The organism is Steroidobacter sp. (assembly GCF_036402275.1).
Lineage (GTDB): Bacteria > Pseudomonadota > Gammaproteobacteria > Steroidobacterales > Steroidobacteraceae > Steroidobacter.
In genome coordinates this window covers 326532-343168 of the sequence record NZ_DASWTF010000034.1, presented here as the reverse complement: position 1 = coordinate 343168, position 16637 = coordinate 326532, and the positions used below count along the sequence as shown (strand labels likewise).

13 protein-coding genes are annotated in these 16637 nt (G+C 63.0%); 9 read left to right on the top strand and 4 right to left on the bottom strand.

All coding sequences use genetic code 11. The annotated features are described in order from the left end of the window. Window positions 1-27 precede the first annotated feature (27 nt). The 4 genes from VGD45_RS19290 (at window position 28) to VGD45_RS19275 (ending at window position 3795) form a co-directional block, all read left to right on the top strand. The gene (locus tag VGD45_RS19290) at window positions 28-405 is read left to right on the top strand and encodes a cytochrome C oxidase subunit IV family protein (protein WP_331156975.1); all 378 of its coding nucleotides are present in this window, start codon (window positions 28-30) and stop codon (window positions 403-405) included. A 165-nt stretch (window positions 406-570) separates the two neighbouring features. Continuing rightward, a complete protein-coding gene (locus VGD45_RS19285) occupies window positions 571-1584 on the top strand; it encodes a COX15/CtaA family protein (RefSeq protein ID WP_331156974.1) in 1014 nt (337 codons plus the stop codon). 68 nt (window positions 1585-1652) lie between these two features. Further along, window positions 1653-2558 carry a heme o synthase gene (cyoE, locus tag VGD45_RS19280; protein WP_331156973.1) on the top strand — a complete coding sequence of 302 codons (906 nt, stop codon included), beginning with the start codon at window positions 1653-1655 and terminating at the stop codon, window positions 2556-2558. A 16-nt stretch (window positions 2559-2574) separates the two neighbouring features. Continuing rightward, complete coding sequence (locus VGD45_RS19275; RefSeq protein WP_331156972.1) at window positions 2575-3795, top strand: VanZ family protein; 1221 nt, start codon at window positions 2575-2577, stop codon at window positions 3793-3795. A gap of 11 nt (window positions 3796-3806) precedes the next feature. On the opposite strand, the gene VGD45_RS19270 is transcribed toward VGD45_RS19275, so the two are convergent. Continuing rightward, on the bottom strand, window positions 3807-4571 hold the full coding sequence (locus VGD45_RS19270) for a hypothetical protein (RefSeq protein ID WP_331156971.1): 765 nt from the start codon (window positions 4569-4571) through the stop codon (window positions 3807-3809). A 225-nt stretch (window positions 4572-4796) separates the two neighbouring features. On the opposite strand from VGD45_RS19270, the gene uvrD reads away from it, so the two are divergent. Genes uvrD through VGD45_RS19255 form a run of 3 tightly spaced genes read left to right on the top strand, consistent with a single transcriptional unit; the run spans window position 4797 to window position 9812 of the window. Continuing rightward, window positions 4797-6968 (top strand): DNA helicase II, encoded by a 2172-nt coding sequence (gene uvrD, locus VGD45_RS19265; RefSeq protein ID WP_349263309.1) that lies wholly within the window; start codon window positions 4797-4799, stop codon window positions 6966-6968. Beyond that, the gene (gene trkA, locus VGD45_RS19260) at window positions 6965-8353 is read left to right on the top strand and encodes a Trk system potassium transporter TrkA (protein ID WP_331156969.1); all 1389 of its coding nucleotides are present in this window, start codon (window positions 6965-6967) and stop codon (window positions 8351-8353) included. Before uvrD ends, trkA begins: the two co-directional genes overlap by 4 nt. A 10-nt stretch (window positions 8354-8363) precedes the next feature. Then, complete coding sequence (locus VGD45_RS19255) at window positions 8364-9812, top strand: TrkH family potassium uptake protein (RefSeq protein ID WP_331156968.1); 1449 nt, start codon at window positions 8364-8366, stop codon at window positions 9810-9812. 3 nt (window positions 9813-9815) lie between these two features. Here the strand turns inward: VGD45_RS19255 and VGD45_RS19250 are convergent, their stop codons facing one another. Further along, entirely contained in the window at window positions 9816-11477 is a 1662-nt protein-coding gene (locus VGD45_RS19250; protein WP_331156967.1) for a cation:proton antiporter, read from the bottom strand. A 169-nt stretch (window positions 11478-11646) separates the two neighbouring features. Here VGD45_RS19250 and mrcB point away from each other — a divergent pair, with 169 nt between their 5' ends. Together mrcB and VGD45_RS19240 are read left to right on the top strand one after the other, a co-directional pair. Then, window positions 11647-13959 (top strand): penicillin-binding protein 1B, encoded by a 2313-nt coding sequence (gene mrcB / locus VGD45_RS19245; RefSeq protein ID WP_331156966.1) that lies wholly within the window; start codon window positions 11647-11649, stop codon window positions 13957-13959. 252 nt (window positions 13960-14211) lie between these two features. Next, window positions 14212-14565, top strand: a complete 354-nt coding sequence (locus VGD45_RS19240) for a tetratricopeptide repeat protein (RefSeq protein WP_331156965.1) — start codon at window positions 14212-14214, stop codon at window positions 14563-14565. On the opposite strand, the gene VGD45_RS19235 is transcribed toward VGD45_RS19240, so the two are convergent. Together VGD45_RS19235 and VGD45_RS19230 are read right to left on the bottom strand one after the other, a co-directional pair. Continuing rightward, window positions 14562-15599 (bottom strand): glycosyltransferase family 1 protein, encoded by a 1038-nt coding sequence (locus VGD45_RS19235; RefSeq protein WP_331156964.1) that lies wholly within the window; start codon window positions 15597-15599, stop codon window positions 14562-14564. The genes VGD45_RS19240 and VGD45_RS19235 overlap by 4 nt on opposite strands. Continuing rightward, the gene (locus tag VGD45_RS19230; protein ID WP_331156963.1) at window positions 15596-16411 is read right to left on the bottom strand and encodes a UDP-2,3-diacylglucosamine diphosphatase; all 816 of its coding nucleotides are present in this window, start codon (window positions 16409-16411) and stop codon (window positions 15596-15598) included. The genes VGD45_RS19235 and VGD45_RS19230 overlap by 4 nt, the downstream gene beginning before the upstream one ends. Window positions 16412-16637: the final 226 nt, after the last annotated feature.

Below are 16637 nucleotides of genomic sequence, written 5' to 3'. Positions count from 1 at the left end.
GTAACCACGCATCCTTCGGGAGAGATCATGGACCAGGCGGTACGTCAGGAGTCCGTTCCGGAACACGCGGACGCGGAGCACTCCGCGCACGGGCATGGTGAAGGTGTACAGCATCCGATCAAGCTCTATCTGTGGATCTGGCTGCTGCTGTTCGTGTTCAGCGCGTTCTCGTACATGGTCGATTACTTCCAGTTGCAGGGCCCGCTGCGCTGGACGCTGATCCTGATCTTCATGTTCCTCAAGGCGAGCTTCATCGTCGCCGTGTTCATGCACATGGCCTGGGAGCGACTGGCGCTGAAGCTGGCCATCCTGGTGCCGCCGCTGACACTGCTGGTGCTGATCCTGCTGATGGCCATCGAGGGCGATTACACGTTCCTTACTCGGCTGGCGTCGTTTGTGAAATAGTTTTAACGGTCATCTCAAGCAGCCGTCCCTGGAGCGTGGGCACAGCCGGTACTTCCGTGTACCGTCGTTCGCGCGGTTCGAGGCGACGTTAAGTCGCCTCGAAAAGGCATCCGCGCTCACCTATCATGTCGCCCCGCTTAAAACCGCCGGGTCTGCGCTGATTTCATGACTCCAAGTTTGGTTCTATTCCGCCGCCTGGCGCTCGCCGGCGTGCTGCTCGCGCTGGTGGTCGTCGTGTTGGGCGCATGGGTGCGCCTGAGCGCCGCGGGTCTGGGCTGCCCGGACTGGCCGGGCTGCTATGGCCACCTGACCGCCGGCAGCGCGGCCGAGAACGTGGACGCCGTGAACGAGGCGTTCCCGCATCGGCCGTTCGAGTATCACAAGGCCATCAAGGAGATGGTGCATCGATACTTCGCCTCGAGCCTGGGCCTGCTGATCCTGGTGCTGGCGGGGCTGGCCATCCGTAATCGCGAAGATCCGAAGCAGCCCGTGGCGCTGCCGATCGCATTGGTGGCTCTGGTCATCTTTCAGGGTCTGCTGGGCATGTGGACGGTGACGTTGCTGCTCAAGCCGCTGATCGTGGTTTTGCATCTGATCGGCGGGCTGTCGACGCTGTCGCTGCTCGCGTGGCTGGCCATGCGACCTGCCGATCAGCGATCGGAGTCCGAGGTCGAGAAGTCGCGAGCGGGTACGCAGGACGGGCTGCGGAAACTGGCCGCGGTGGGCCTGGCCGTGCTCGCCCTGCAAATCATGCTGGGCGGCTGGACCAGCAGTAATTACGCCGCGCTGGCATGCCCGGATTTCCCGACCTGCCAGAACAGCTACTGGCCGGAGATGGATGTGAAGGACGCGTTCGTGCTGTGGCGTGGACTGGGCATCGACTACGAAGGCGGCGTGCTCGACCATCCCGCACGCGTCGCGATCCATTTCGTTCACCGGCTCGGCGCGATTGCCGCGGCCATCATCCTCGGAGTGCTGAGCGTGATGGCATGGCGACGAGGCGCCACGCCGACGATACGGACCGCGGGCGCGTTACTTGGCCTGGTGCTCATCGCGCAGCTGATTCTCGGCCCGGTCATGGTCATGCGCGCGTTGCCGCTGTCGCTGGCCACTGCACATAACGGCGTCGCGGCTCTGCTCCTGCTAGCGACGGTACGAATGAACAGATTGTTACGCTGAGGGCGGATAACGGCCCTCAGCCCAGCCGTTGCCTGTAGAATTCGCGACTGGTCACCGCCGCCTCGCCTATGTCCGCCGTGGAAACTTCTTCATTTCAGCCTGCCGCCTCCTGGCGCGATTACTACGAGTTGGGCAAGCCCCGCGTGGTAATGCTGATCATGTTCACGGCCATTGCCGGCATGTTCCTGGCCGCGCCCGACCTGCCGCCGCTGAATGCGCTGATTTTCGGCACGCTGGGCATTGCCCTCGCCGCCTCCTCCGCGGCGGCGATCAATCATGTGTTGGACCGGCGTTTCGACGAGCAGATGGCGCGCACACGCAATCGTCCATTGCCCACCGGCCATGTCACCGAGCGGCAGGCGCTCGGCTATGCCCTCGTGCTGGGTGTGGTGTCGATGGTGTTGTTGTGGGGCTGTGTGAATGCGCTGACAGCCGTGCTCACTTTCTGCTCGCTGATCGGCTACGCCGTGATCTACACGGTGTGGCTGAAGCATGCGACTCCGCAGAACATCGTCATCGGCGGCGCGGCTGGCGCGGCTCCGCCGGTACTCGGCTGGACAGCCGTGACGGGTTCGGTCGATCCGCATTCATTGCTACTGTTCCTGATCATCTTCACCTGGACGCCGCCGCACTTCTGGGCGCTGGCCATCGCACGACGTGACGAATACGCGAAGGCCGGAATTCCCATGCTGCCGGTCGCCTACAGCAGCGATTTCACGCGTCTGCATATCCTGCTGTACACGATCCTGCTGGTGATCGTGACCTTGCTGCCCTACCTCACCGGCATGAGCGGCCTGATCTATCTCGCTGCGGCCGTGATCCTCGGCGGCGTGTTCCTGTTCCGCGCTCTGCAGCTCAAGGTGCGCCAGGATGCGCGTCTGCCAATGCGGACCTTCGGATTCTCGATCACGTACCTGGCATTGTTGTTCGCTGCGTTGCTGATCGATCACTACCTGATCATACGGCTGACGTAGGAACGCACGTTTCATCGTGGCTCCGGCGCGCACACCACGAAGCTCGATTCCCTGGCTGACGGCCGCGGTGATCGCGCTGATCGCCTACGGCTCGCTGTATCCCTTCAACTTCAAACCCGACGCGCAGGATGGCTTGCTCGCGGCGCTGAGCCAGCTGTCGTGGGCTCGGGCGGGCCGCGGCGATCGGATCTCCAACGTCCTGCTGTATCTGCCGCTCGGCTTTTGTTTGTATCTCTGGCTGAACGAACGCCTGCGGCGCGGCCCTGCCGTGGCCATCGCGACTGTGCTCGGCACGTTGCTGTCGCTCGCGATCGAAGTGGCGCAGGTGTACGTGTCGAAGCGCGTCCCCAGTCTGACCGATCTTGCGCTGAACTCGGGAGGCACTTTGCTTGGCGCGGTGGGCGGCATGGGTTGGGCCGCCCTGAGTTATTTGATGCATCTACCGGCGCGCGCCGAGAAACAAACTCGCGATCCCGGCGCAGCGCTGCTGATCGGCCTGTGGCTCGCGTGGCGCTTCGCGCCGTTCGTACCGCAGTTCGATCTGGGCAAGTTGAAGGCGGCGTTGCGGCCGCTGTTCGATCCCACGTTCGACTTCATCACCGTGCTGATCTTTCTCACCTGCTGGCTGGTGGTGAATCAGGCGGTGGCCGCGCTGGTGAGTCGCCCGCGGCGTTTGGAAACATTGCTGCTGCTGATGGCCGCGGTGCTGATCGGACGGCTGGTGGTCGCGAGTCAGACCTTCGTGCCGGCTGAACTACTGGCGTTGTTGTTGCTGCTGCCGATGGTCGTGCTCATGCATCGGCTCCGTCCGCGACCGCGCCGCGCGAGCCTGGTCTTGGCCGTGGTCTCATTGTTGATCATCGAAGAACTGGCGCCGTTCGATTTCTCGCATCAAGTCGCCCACTTCGATTTCTGGCCGTTCCTGGCTTTCGTCGAGAACGGCTGGGATCTGGCCGCGGTCGACTGGGTGCAGCTGTTCGGCAAATTTTTTCTTTATGGCGCGCTGCTATGGGTGGTGCGCGAGTGGGGCGCGTCCACGGACTTTTCTTTTGGCGTGATGCTGACCGTCGCCACAGTCGTCGAAGTGCTGCAGATCTGGCTGCCCGCCGAACATGCGTCCATTACCGATCCGCTGCTGGCGCTGATCGTCGGGTTGATCTTTCGTTCGCTGTATCGACACCAGCGCCCGCGCCGATTCGCGGGCACGGCGGGTGACCTTTCCTTGCGGGAACGGTAGACCGGCAGCGGTTATTTACCGACGCGCGCGCATCCGGTGAACTGCTTGCCATCCAGCGTGGCGCGAGCGGCATATGCGAAGTACTCGCCCGACATATCGTCCTGACAGGCTTGGGCTTCGATCAGCACTTCGATCTTGTGCTGGTCGTTGTTGGCGACATAGCTCACGGCGCCCTCGGCATCCTGAGTCTGAGGCGCGGCGATGGAGATTTCTTTCGGCTCCTCCGGCTGACGCCACAACAGCGCCGCATCGGTGACCTCCACGCTCCAGAACGGCTCGCTGCCGCGGGCCGCGACGATGTAATCCTGGGCGGGTGTATCGCAGCCTTTGGTCTGCCCGTCCGGCGCGGCGTACAGCGCCTCTTCGAGCAGGAATGTGCCCGCGAAACCGGCCGGGGCAGGCTGATCCGTGGCGCGCTCGCCATAGGCTTCGATATACAGCTTGAGCGGTTGATCCGCGCCGTTGGCGTCCTTTTCACCCGCGAAGGTGCGCGCGAGTACGCCGTCCGTTTGATCGACCAGCAGCAAATCGCCTTGTTCGCCGCACGGGCGGAAGGTGCCACGCGCCGGAGCCAGCGTAAGGATGCCGCGCTTGATCGAGAGGCCCGACTCCGCGGGTGGCTCCGCCGCGGCGGGCGCTTCCGCCGGTACGGCGGTGGGCGCTGGCGATGCCGCGTCTGGGGCCGCCGGAGCAGCCGGTTCCGGTGCTTTTGAGCATCCCGCCAACGTCAGCAATACCGCGCAAGGGGAAAGTAACATCCCGCGCCAACCACGCATGCACGCCTCCCGGCACCGATCCTGGCCGCACAGCATATAGAAACGCCCGTCCTGCTAGAATGCGCCGCCTGATTTATACAGCGACTCGGGCATCCTGCCACTCGCGCTGGGGCGCAGCGGGGAAAAGGCGCGACTTTTCCCCCTGCGCTCGCCGCCTACGGCGGCGGGCACATCCCTGTGCCTGTGGTGGCCCTAGCCGCGACAGTTGCCTGTTGAGGATTGACCCTGGACGTTTCCTACCTACTTGAAGGACTTAACGACGCGCAGCGGGCTGCCGTCGCAGCTCCCCTCGCCCCGACGCTGGTCCTGGCAGGCGCCGGCTCCGGCAAAACGCGCGTGCTCACCCATCGCGTCGCCTGGCTAGTGCAAGTCGAAGGCTCGTCGCCCCACGGCATCATGGCCGTGACCTTCACCAACAAGGCCGCCGGCGAGATGCGCGCGCGCATCGAGTCCATGCTGGGCGTGCCCAGCGCTCCCCTGTGGATTGGCACCTTTCACGGTATCGCGCACCGCTTGCTGCGGATCCATTGGCGCGACACCAACCTGCCGCAAAGCTTTCAGATCATGGACTCCGACGATCAGCTGCGCGCCATCCGGCGGCTGCTGAAGGCGCAGAACCTCGACGAGGAGCGCTGGGTCCCGAAAGAGATCATGTGGTTCATCAACGCGCGCAAGGACGAAGGTCTGCGCGCCAAGCAGTGCAAGGACGACGGCGATCCGACGCGCCGGCAATTCATCAAGCTGTACGAGTTGTACCAGGAGACGTGCGACCGCGCCGGCGTGGTCGATTTCGCCGAGCTGCTGTTGCGCGCGTATGAGCTGTTTCGCGACAACAAAGAGCTGCTGGCGCACTACCGCCAGCGCTTCCGCCATGTGCTGATCGACGAGTTTCAGGACACCAACACGATTCAGTATCTGTGGCTGAAACTGCTCGCGGGCCCCGACGGCTTGCCGTTCGCGGTCGGCGACGATGACCAGTCCATTTATCGCTGGCGCGGCGCGCGGGTGGAAAACCTGCAGCAGTACCGCCGCGATTATCCCAACGTGCAAATGTTCCGTCTGGAGCAGAACTACCGCTCGACGGGCAACATCCTCGCCGCCGCCAACGCGCTGATCGCCAACAACAGCGGCCGGCTCGGCAAGAATCTGTGGACCAGCGGCGAGCAAGGCGACGCGGTCAAACTCTACGCCGCGTTCAACGAGCGCGACGAAGCGGACTTCGTGATCAATCGCATTCGCGACTACGTGAACAAGGGCGGGCTGCGCAGCGAGTGCGCGATCCTGTATCGCTCCAACGCGCAATCGCGAACGTTCGAAGAAGCGCTGCTGAATTATCGGATTCCCTATCGCGTGTACGGCGGCCTGCGGTTCTTCGAGCGCGCCGAAATCAAAGACGCGCTGGGCTATTTGCGCTTGATGTTCAATCGCACCGACGATGCGTCGTTCGAGCGCGTAGTGAACTTGCCCGCGCGCGGCATCGGCAACAAGACTCTGGACATCGTCCGCAACTACGCACGCGCGAATGCGTGCTCGTTGTGGGAAGCCGCCGGCGCCAGCATCAAAGAGGTCGGCCCGCGCGGCGGGCAGGCGTTGCATTCGTTCATGCTGCTGATCGAACAGCTGGATCAGCAGACGCGCACGCTGCCGCTGCACGAGCAGGTGGACCATGTGATCCACACCAGCGGCCTGATGGCGCACTATCAGCAGGAAAAAGGCGACCGCGGCGAAGCTCGCGTCGACAACTTGAACGAACTGGTGTCGGCGGCGCGCGGTTACGAGCCGGACGGCGACGTCGAGGGTTCGCCGCTGGCCAACTTCCTGTCGCACGCTGTTCTGGAATCGGGCGAAGAGCAAGCCGGCGCCGGCGAAGATGCGGTGCAGATGATGACCCTGCACTCCGCCAAAGGTCTCGAATTCCCGGTCGTGTTCCTGGCCGGCATGGAAGACGGTTTGTTTCCCCACCAGCGCTCGATCAGCGATGTCGACGGGCTCGAAGAAGAACGACGCCTTTGCTATGTGGGCACGACCCGCGCCATGAAACAGCTGTATCTCACTTATGCCGAGCAGCGTCGCTTGCACGGCGTCGACAGCTACGGCACGCCATCGCGTTTCATCCGGGAAATTCCTTCCGAACTGCTGGAAGAGATCCGGCCGCGCATTCAGATTTCGAGACCGATGTACGCGCCGCGTCGCAGCGGAATGGGCAATCAATTGCGCGAAGACGCCTCCACCGTCGGCGGCGTGCGTCTCGGCCAGCGCGTGCGTCATAACAAATATGGCGAGGGCACCATCCTCGAGCTCGAAGGCGACGGCAATCACGCGAGAGTTCAAGTGAATTTCGAGCGGCAGGGCCCGAAGTGGCTGATGCTGGCCTACGCGAACCTGGAACCGGTATGAAAATAATCATTCTCGGCGCCGGACAGGTGGGCCGGACTGCCGCCTATCACCTGGCGCGCGAAGCAGCCAACGAAGTCACGGTCGTCGATGTGAATGACGAACTGCTGCGCGATCTGCAGGATCGTCTCGACATTCGCACGCTGGTCGGCAGCGGCACGCAACCGAGCGTGCTCGAAGCCGCCGGCGCGCGCGACGCGGACATTTTCATCGCGCTGACCAACAGCGACGAAGTGAACATGGTCGCGTGCCAGATTTCCTGGAGTCTGTTCAACAAGGACGCGACGCGCATCGCGCGCATTCGCTCCGCCGATTTCACCAAACACACCAAGCTGTTCTCGCAGGAAGACCGCGCTTTCGCCGTCGATGTGCCGATCAGCCCCGAGCAACTGGTGACGGAGCACGTCGTCCATCTCATTCATTATCCGGGCGCGCTGCAAGTGCTCGACTTCGCCGATGGCCGGATCCGGCTGGTCGGCGTGAAAGCCTTGCAGGGCGGCGCGCTGGTGGGTCAGCAGCTAAAACAATTGCCGACGCATATCCAGGGTCGCGATGCACGCGTCGCGGCCATTTATCGCGGCGGCCAAAGCATCAAGCCTGAAGGCGAGACCGTCATCGAGCACGGCGACGAAGTGTTCTTCATCGCCGCGCGCGAAGACATTCGTCTGGTAATGAATGAGATGCAGAAGCTGGAAGATCCGGTGCGCCGCGTGGTCATCGCTGGTGGCGGCAACATCGGGTTCCGCCTCGCGCAGCGGTTGGAAGGCGAGCATCAGGTCAAGCTCATCGAGCGGGATCCGCGGCGCTCCCGCCGCGTGTCCGAGCAACTGAGCAACACCATCGTGCTCACAGGCGACGCCGCGGACGAAGAACTGCTGCTGGAAGAGAATATCGACAGCGCCGACGTGTTCGTCGCCGTGACCAACGCCGAAGAAGCCAACATTCTCTCGGCCATGCTGGCCAAGCGGCTGGGCTGTCACAAGGTGATGGCGCTGATCAACCGGCCCGCTTATGCAGAGCTCATGCAGAGCGGCTCCATCGACATCGCTCTGTCGCCGCAGCAGGTGACCATCGGCTCGTTGCTTGCGCACGTGCGTCGTGGCGACGTCGTTCGCGTGCACTCGTTGAGGCGCGGCGCGGCTGAAGCGCTCGAGGTCATCGTGCACGGCGTGCAAGGCGAAGGCCGAGTCATCGGCAAACGAATCGAAAACATTCCTCTGCCCGAGGGCACGACCATCGCGGCCATCGCGCGTGGCGATCAGGTTTTGATCGCGCACCACGACACCATGATTCAGCGCGACGATCACGTGATTCTGTTCCTCACCGATCGCCGTCATGTCGAAGCCGTCGAGCGCCTGTTCGACGTGCCGCGCCGGCACGCCAGATAAGCGCTCTCGAATGAACTTCCTCACCGTCCAGCGCATCCTGGGTCTGTTGCTGATGATCTTCAGCGTGACCATGCTGCCGCCTGTCGGCGTGGCGCTGTATTACGGCGACGGTCATTGGCAACCGTTTCTCGATTCGTTCATCGCGCTGCTGATCGTCGGCGCGATCGTGTGGTGGCCCGCGCGCAAAGCGATTCGCGAGCTGCGCGTACGCGACGGCTTCTTGATCGTTTCGATGTTCTGGATCGTGCTCGGCCTGGCCGGCGCGGTGCCGTTGTTGATCTCCGACCAGCCCGACCTGACGCCGACCGATGCGGTGTTCGAAGCCGTCTCCGGCTTCACCACGACCGGCGCCACGGTCATCGTCGGTCTGGAAGACCTGCCGATTTCCATTTTGTATTTCCGCCAGCAGATTCAATGGCTGGGCGGCATCGGTATTGTCGTGCTGGCGGTCGCGCTGCTGCCCATGCTGGGCGTCGGCGGCATGCAATTGCTCAAAGCAGAAAGCCCCCGGCCGGCGAAAGACGTGCGGCTCACGCCCCGCATCACCGAGACGGCCAAAGCGTTGTGGGTGATTTACGTGACGCTCACCGCGCTGTGCGCGGCCTGTTACTGGATGGCGGGCATGACGCCGTTCGATGCCATCGCGCATGCGTTCTCTACCGTCTCGACCGGTGGACATTCGACGCACGATAAGAGCCTCGGCTACTTCGACAACGCCGCGGTCGAGATCGTAGCGTCGCTATTCATGCTCCTCGGCAGCGTGAACTTCGCGCTGCACTTCTTCGTGCTGCGATATCGACGCGTGCAGGATTATTTCCGAGATCCCGAGTTCCGCGCCTTCCTGATCCTGGTCACGTGCTTGTTCGCACTGACGGTCGGCATGCTGATCGTCAAACAGGTTTACAGCGCCGACGTCGCCATGCGAACCGCGGCATTCACTGCGATCTCGGCGCAGACCGGCACGGGCTTTTTCACCACCGACTATTCGCTGTGGCCGGGCGCGATCCCCGTGATCCTGCTGCTCGCGACGTTCATCAGCGGCTCGGCCGGCTCCACCTCGGGCGGCATGAAAGTGATCCGCTGGTTGCTGATCTGGAAACAGGGCCAGCGTGAAGTGCAGCGCTTGATCCATCCCAGCGCGGAAATTCCGGTGCGCATCGGCGCGAAACCGGTGGACTGGCGGATCATCGATTCGGTGTGGGGCTTCTTCGCGGCTTACATGATTCTGTTCGCACTGCTGATGGTGCTGATGATGATCGCCGGCGCGGACCATGTGACCGCCTTTTCGGCGATCGCGGCATCCATCAACAATTACGGTGTGGGTCTGGGCGAAGTGTCTTCGAACTTCCGCGCCATCTCCGAACCTGGCAAGTGGTTGTGCGTGATCGCGATGCTGCTGGGACGCTTGGAAATCTTCCCGCTGCTGGTCATCGCCACGCCTTCGTTCTGGCGTCGCTGACTCTCAGCGAGCGGCGCCCAACATATCGAGCGCCCCGTGCAACAACGCAGTTGCACCCGCCAACTCGGGAACGATGACCAGATGGGCGCCGGCGGCACGTAGGGCCGGCTCGTTGATCGACTGCTCGGCGCGCGCTGCGATCACAACTCCCGGATTGAGGTGCCGTAGTTGGTTGATCGCCGCCCGGGCCGGCGCGAAGTCCGGCAGGGCGACCACGGCCAGTCGGGCATTGGCGACATGAGCAGCTTCCAGCACGGTAGGCGAGAATGCGTTGCCATAAATCGCCGGCAAGCCGTCCGCGACACCGTCGCGCACTCGTGACAGGCGCGAGTCGATGACGGCCACGCTGATGCCCGCCTCGCGCAGCCCGCGGGCGACACTCTGGCCCACCCGGCCATAGCCGATGACGATGGCATGCGCTTCCAGCTGGGCGCCTTCACCGCTGGCGCCGGTGCCGGTGTCGAACCAGCGCCGCAGCCACCGATTGTGCAACATGAATTCGCCCAGCTTGGGCGCGATGGCGAACGCCGAGGGCGTGAGCACGATGGTGACCAGCGCCGAGGTCAGAATCAGATTGTAGAGCTGCGGCGAAAGGGCCTGGGTCTGCAGACCGATTTGCGCCAGCACGAAATTGAGCTCGCCGACGGGGATCATGCCCAGCGCCGTGAACGCCGCGGTACGGGCCGTCAGGCGGAAAGGCACGATGCCGGCCGCCGTGGCCGCGAACTTGAGCAGCAACGTGAACGCCGCGACCGCCAGCACGGCTGGCCAGTTTGCAACGATGAAATTGAGATCGATCAGCATGCCCACCGAAACGAAGAACAAGGTCGCGAACAAATCGCGCACCGGCACGACTTCGGAAATCACGCGATGATCGAACTCGCTTTCGGACAGCAGCAGGCCGGCCACGAAGGCGCCGAGCGCTGGCGACAGGCCGAGCAACGTACTGACACTGGCCGCCCCCAGCGCCAGCACGGCGGCGGTGACGATGAACAATTCCGACGAGCGCATTCTGGAAACGTGGCCCATCACCCAGGGCACCGCGCGCAGGCCGATGGCCAGCGACACGCCGATGAACACCGTCGCCTTCAGAATCGTGATGCCGACCTCGATGGCGACGTCCATCGGCGAGGCGTCGGCGTGCACCGAAACCAACTTTGGCAGCACGACGATCAACACCACGATGATCAGGTCCTGCACGATCGCCATGGACAGCAGCAAGCGGCCGTGACTGGAGGCGATCTCGCCGCGGTCGAGCAGCGTTTTCAGAATCACCATGGAGCTACTGGCCGCCAGGGCGACGCCGAACACGGTGCCGGCCAGCGCGCCCCAACCCATCGCCAGGCCGGCCAGGGTGCCGCCGACGATGGTCAACGCCACCTGAACGGTGGTGCCGATGGTGGCAGTGGCGCGGACGCGCGCCAGGTCCTTGAGCGAAAACGCCACGCCCAGGCCGAACATCAGAAAGATCACGCCTACATCCGCCAGCAGCGCAATCTGTTCGCGATTGCCAACGAATCCGGGTGTGAACGGTCCAATGGCTACGCCGGCCAGCAGGTAGCCGAAGATCGGCGACTGGCGCAGCCAGCTGGCGAGGAAGCCGCCGGCCACGGCGATGCCCAGTGCGATCGCGACGTTCAGAACCAGGGGTATTTCATGATTCATGCATGAGTCGTGGCGGACGGGCTGGCGGCACTCCGGCGTGAGAGCCGCTGGCAATGTAGCATGCGTCGCCCGACGGGCGGATCCGATGCCAGCCGCAAGTTGCCACCGTTTTGCCCGAATCCTGCCGCAAGCTGGCGGCAGCCGTCGCAGTGGATGACACAAAGCCGAGATGAGAGCACTGAAAAAATACCGGAAGCAGATTTTCGCGGGCGTCGCCCTCGCCTTGGGCGTCGTGGCGATCGTGTTCACCGTCTGGGTATTCACGCTCGATCGCAAGATCACCAGCCAGTTCGAGGGCCGGCGCTGGACGTTGCCCGCGCAGGTTTATGCCCAGCCGACCGAGCTGTACGTTGGTCAGACGTTCAGCGCCGACACGCTCGAGCAGGAGCTGAAGCGGCTCGGCTATCAGCGCGTCGACAAACCGCAGCATGCGGGCAGCTACAGCCGTCGCGGTACGCGCATCGATCTGATCAATCGTCGCTTCCAGTTCTGGGATGCGCTGCAGGAACCGCAGCTGCTGACCATCAGCACCGGGGGCAACGCCATCGAGGACATGCGCAATGGCCGCAATGAGGAAGTGCCGATCTTTCGTCTCGACCCGCTGCTGATCGGCAGCATCTTTCCCATTCACGGCGAAGACCGCGTCGTAGTCACTCCCGAGGAAGTCTCGACTCTGCTACCCGCGGCACTGAAGGTGGTCGAGGATCGCAAATTCGATACGCACATGGGCGTGAATCCCACGGCCATCATGCGTGCGTTGTTCGTGAATCTGCGCGCCGGTCAGATCGAGCAAGGCGGCTCGACGCTCACACAACAGCTGGTGAAGAGTTATTTCCTCGACAACCGGCGCACGCTGAGCCGCAAGGTCGAAGAGGCCATCATGGCCATGCTGCTGGAAGTGCACTTCAGCAAGCAGGACCTGATGAACGCGTATATCAACGAGATTTATCTCGGCCAGGATGGCCGGCGCGCAATTCACGGCTTCGGGCTCGCCAGCCAGTTTTATTTCGGCAAGCCTCTGGCTGAGCTGCAGCTGCATGAAGTCGCACTGCTGGTGGCGATCGTGCGCGGCCCTTCTTATTACGACCCGCGGCGTCATCCGAAACGTGCACGTGAGCGCCGCGATCTGGTGTTGAAGCTGATGGGCGAGCACGGCGTCATCGATCCTGCGATGGCGCAAAAGGCGGCGAAGCGTCCGCTCGGCATCGTCAGCTCCGGCACGCAGGCGGGCGGCGGCTATTACCCGGCGTTCCTCGATCTGGTGCGTCGGACGTTGCGACGTGACTATCGCGAAGAGGACCTCACCGAAGAGGGCCTGCGCATTTTCTCGACGCTCGATCCCATGGTGCAGTCGCAGGCCGAGAAGGCGCTGACGCAAGAGCTGGATCGGCTCGACAAGACCCGTAAAACAAAATCCAAGACCCCGCTCGAAGGCGTCGTCGTGGTCACCGCGCCTCAGAATGGCGAAGTGATCGCCATGGTCGGCGGTCGTCAGGCCGGCTTTGCCGGGTTCAATCGTGCGTTGGACGCCAAGCGCTCCATCGGCTCGCTGGTCAAACCGGTGATCTATCTGGCCGCGATCGAGTCTGGCGGGTTCAACGCTGCATCCGTGATCGAGGACGGCCCGGTCTCGGTGAAGCTGCAGAATGGGCAGGTTTGGGAGCCGAAGAATATTTCCGAGCAGTACTACGGGCCGGTGCCGTTGGTGCGTGCGCTGGCGCAGTCGATGAATCTCGCTACCGTGAATCTCGGCCTGTCCGTCGGACTGCCGAAGGTGACGCGAGAGTTCGTGGCGCTCGGTTTGGAGAAAGAGCCGCCGCAATTGCCGTCGGTACTGCTGGGCTCCCTCGATGTTTCTCCGCTGGAAGTGGCGCAGTTGTACAACGCGTTCGCCAACGGCGGATTCAGCACGCCACTGCGAGCTGTGCGCTCGGTGGTGGATGCGAAAGGCGAACCGCTGAAATCTTTCGCGCTCGAAGTGACGCCGGTCGCGAGCCCGGACGCGGTTTATCAGGTGAATCGAATGATGGTCGAAGTCATCGAACACGGCAGCGGCCGCGGGGCGCGGGCGACGCTTCCGCCGGATGTGATGGTTGCTGGTAAATCGGGCACTTCTTCGGATTATCGTGACAGCTGGTTCGCGGGGTTCTCCGGGCAGCATCTCGCCGTCGTGTGGATCGGTCATGATGACAACACGCCGACCGGGCTCACGGGCTCGTCGGGGTCGCTGGCGGTGTGGTCGAGGCTGATGGCCAACCTGGGAACAACTTCCTGGAGCGCACCGTTGCCGGAAAGCCTGGAGGAAACCTGGATAGAATTCCCTACGGGCCTGGGCGCCCGGCCGGACTGCGGCGAGGAGCCGATTGCCATTGCCGTTCCCAAGGGAACGGAGCTCCCGATGCAGCCTGCTTGCGGAACCAACGTGTTCGGCGAGTTCGGCGAGCGGGCCAAGGAGTGGTGGCGCGGCGTCACCCGTCAATGAACGGTGACCTGAATCGGTTCAGCGGCAGGCGGCGAACACTTTTTCGATGAGTGACGGTCTATAACTCTTGTGACTACCTGGCAGCGAAAACTTCCCTGGCTCGTGACTGTCGTCGCCGTATCGGCGTGCACGGTCCCGCCGCCGTATCGAGCCCCGGCGCCTCCGGCTCCGGTTCCTCCCACGCAGCAAGAGCCTCCGGTCGAAACACAACCGGCGCCGCCGCCCGAACAGCCGACGGAAATACCGGAGCCCGTGCCGGCACCGGTCATTCGCGAACCGACGTTGAGCCCGGCGTCACGCGCGTTGGTGAATCAGGCGCAGATCCAACTGCAGTCGAAGAACTATCCTGTCGCCGCCTCGTCCATCGAACGCGCACTACGCATCGAGCCGAGCAACCCGCTGCTGTGGATCGAGCTGGGTAAGGTGCGTCAGGCGGAAGGGAATTACGTACAGGCTGAGAACATGGCGCGGAAAGCGGCGTCCATGTCTGTTAACGCCCCGCGAGCAAATTCCGCCGCCTGGACGTTGATTGCTGAGTCTCTGCGTGCTCGGGGGAAGAATGTCGAGGCTCGCGAAGCTCAGCTGCGAGCGCAGGGCGTTCGTTAGGCGGAGTCGAGTGCCGACTCCGCTGCGCTTTCCGTGACCGTGCGTGGCGCGAGATGGGAGAGGAATTGGCGCGTGGCCGTTTCCCATGTATTGGCGAGCGCGTACGCGCGACATTGATTGGGATCGAGCTTCAGGGCAGCTAAAGCGGCCGCGCGAAGGTCTTCGTTGAGCTCGCCTGTCACCCCTTGGGCGACGACGTCGATGGGGCCGGTCACTGGATAAGCGGCGACGGGCACCCCGCAGGCCATCGCTTCGAGCAACACCAACCCAAATGTATCGGTGCGGCTCGGAAACACGAATACATCCGCAGCGGCGACATGTGAGGCGAGTTGCTCGCCGAATTTGTAGCCGACGAACTTCGTAGCCGGATATTTCGCTTCCAGCTCGGCGCGTGCGGGGCCGTCGCCGACGACGACTTTCGTGCCGGGCAAGTCCAGCTTCAGGAAAGCCTCGATGTTTTTCTCCACGGCAACGCGGCCCACATACATCGCAATGGGCCGAGGAAAGTCGAGAAAGCTCTTGTCACGCGGCTTGAACAACGAAACATCTACGCCCCGCGTCCACCGCACAATATTCTTGAACCCACGCGATTCGAGCAGCCGCTGCATGGCCGGCGTAGCGACCATGGTCCGCGCCGCAGCCGAATGAAACCGGCGCAGATGCGCGTAGCTCACCGACAAAGGAATGGGCACGCGAGCACGAACATATTCGGGGAACTGCGTGTGATACGACGTGGTGAAAGGAAATCCTCGCCGCAAACACCACTTCCTCGCAGCCGCTCCCAATGTTCCTTCCGTAGCGATATGAATCGCGTCGGGACCGAACTCTTCAAGCAGCTGGGACAGCCGCCCGTACGGCAGCCACGCAAGGCGAATCTCCGGATACGTCGGGCAAGGAAACGTTTTGAACTGATTCGGCTCGATGATGTGCACGACGTGGCCGAGCGCGCGTAACCCGTCCGCCGTCGTGCTCAATGTTTTGACGACACCATTGGTCTGGGGCCGCCAGGCATCCGTGACGATCGCGATCTTCACGCCGCCTGTCCGATCGGCAACGTAGCGACCATGCCAGTGTGCGCCACCACTTGTTTCTGCTCGGTCCAGCGCAGCAGCGACATGCGGCCTGCGTCGTCTTCGGTCAGCACCGTGCAGCTCTCGACCCAATCGCCGTCGTTGCAATAGGTGATGCCGCCGATATCGGTGATCTCGGCGCGGTGGATGTGGCCGCAGATAATGCCGTCGAGATTGCGACGCTTGGCCTCATCGGCGAGTGCGCGCTCGAAGTTGGAGATGTAGTTCACCGCGTTCTTCACTTTGTGCTTGAGGAACGCAGCGATCGACCAGTATGGGAAACCAAACCGGCGACGGAAGAAATTCACATAGCGATTCAGCCGAAGAATGAAGGCGTACGCGCGATTGCCCAGCGCTTCGAGCAGCGGGCTCGCTTTGATCACGCTGTCGAATTCGTCGCCGTGCAGGACCAGGAAACGGCGGCCATCGGCGTTCTCGTGCACGATTTCGCGATGGATTTCGACATTGCCGAACACCATGCCGGCGTAGTCGCGAAACACGCTGTCGTGATTGCCGGGAATGTAGATGACGCGCGTGCCGGCCTTGGCTTTGCCCAGGATGGTGCGGATGACGTTGTTGTGTTCCTGCGGCCAGAAGAACGAGCGCTTCAGGCTCCACAGGTCGATGATGTCGCCGACCAGGTAGAGGGTGTCGGTCTCGACCGAGTGCAGGAAGTCCAGCAGGTAGTCCGCGCTGCAGCCGCGGAAGCCCAGGTGGACGTCGGAAATGAAGATGCTGCGGAAGCGGAAAACCGGTCGGCTCGGAGTCGGGCTCATGGCTCACCTCCCGTCGGCGAAGTTCGGGTTGCGCGCAGACTCGGCTCGGAACGTGACCGGTGGATGACAATGGCGGGAAGTTTGTTTGACGGTTCAGCAGCTTGGACGAGCGAAGCTCCATGACAGCTAAGGAGCTGTCATAACTCGACCGGTGTCATGGAAGAAGGAAAGTGGAGAATCACGCCGATTATTCTGGCGTTTCGTGCGCCTGAGTGGAGATTCCTCG

Coding starts and splice junctions, on each gene's coding strand:
- VGD45_RS19290 (WP_331156975.1), top strand. CDS start 28: ATGGACCAGGCGGTACGTCAGGAGTCCGTTCCGGAACACGCGGACGCG.
- VGD45_RS19285 (WP_331156974.1), top strand. CDS start 571: ATGACTCCAAGTTTGGTTCTATTCCGCCGCCTGGCGCTCGCCGGCGTG.
- cyoE (WP_331156973.1), top strand. CDS start 1,653: ATGTCCGCCGTGGAAACTTCTTCATTTCAGCCTGCCGCCTCCTGGCGC.
- VGD45_RS19270 (WP_331156971.1), bottom strand. CDS start 4,571: ATGCGTGGTTGGCGCGGGATGTTACTTTCCCCTTGCGCGGTATTGCTG.
- trkA (WP_331156969.1), top strand. CDS start 6,965: ATGAAAATAATCATTCTCGGCGCCGGACAGGTGGGCCGGACTGCCGCC.
- VGD45_RS19255 (WP_331156968.1), top strand. CDS start 8,364: ATGAACTTCCTCACCGTCCAGCGCATCCTGGGTCTGTTGCTGATGATC.
- VGD45_RS19250 (WP_331156967.1), bottom strand. CDS start 11,477: ATGAATCATGAAATACCCCTGGTTCTGAACGTCGCGATCGCACTGGGC.
- mrcB (WP_331156966.1), top strand. CDS start 11,647: ATGAGAGCACTGAAAAAATACCGGAAGCAGATTTTCGCGGGCGTCGCC.
- VGD45_RS19230 (WP_331156963.1), bottom strand. CDS start 16,411: ATGAGCCCGACTCCGAGCCGACCGGTTTTCCGCTTCCGCAGCATCTTC.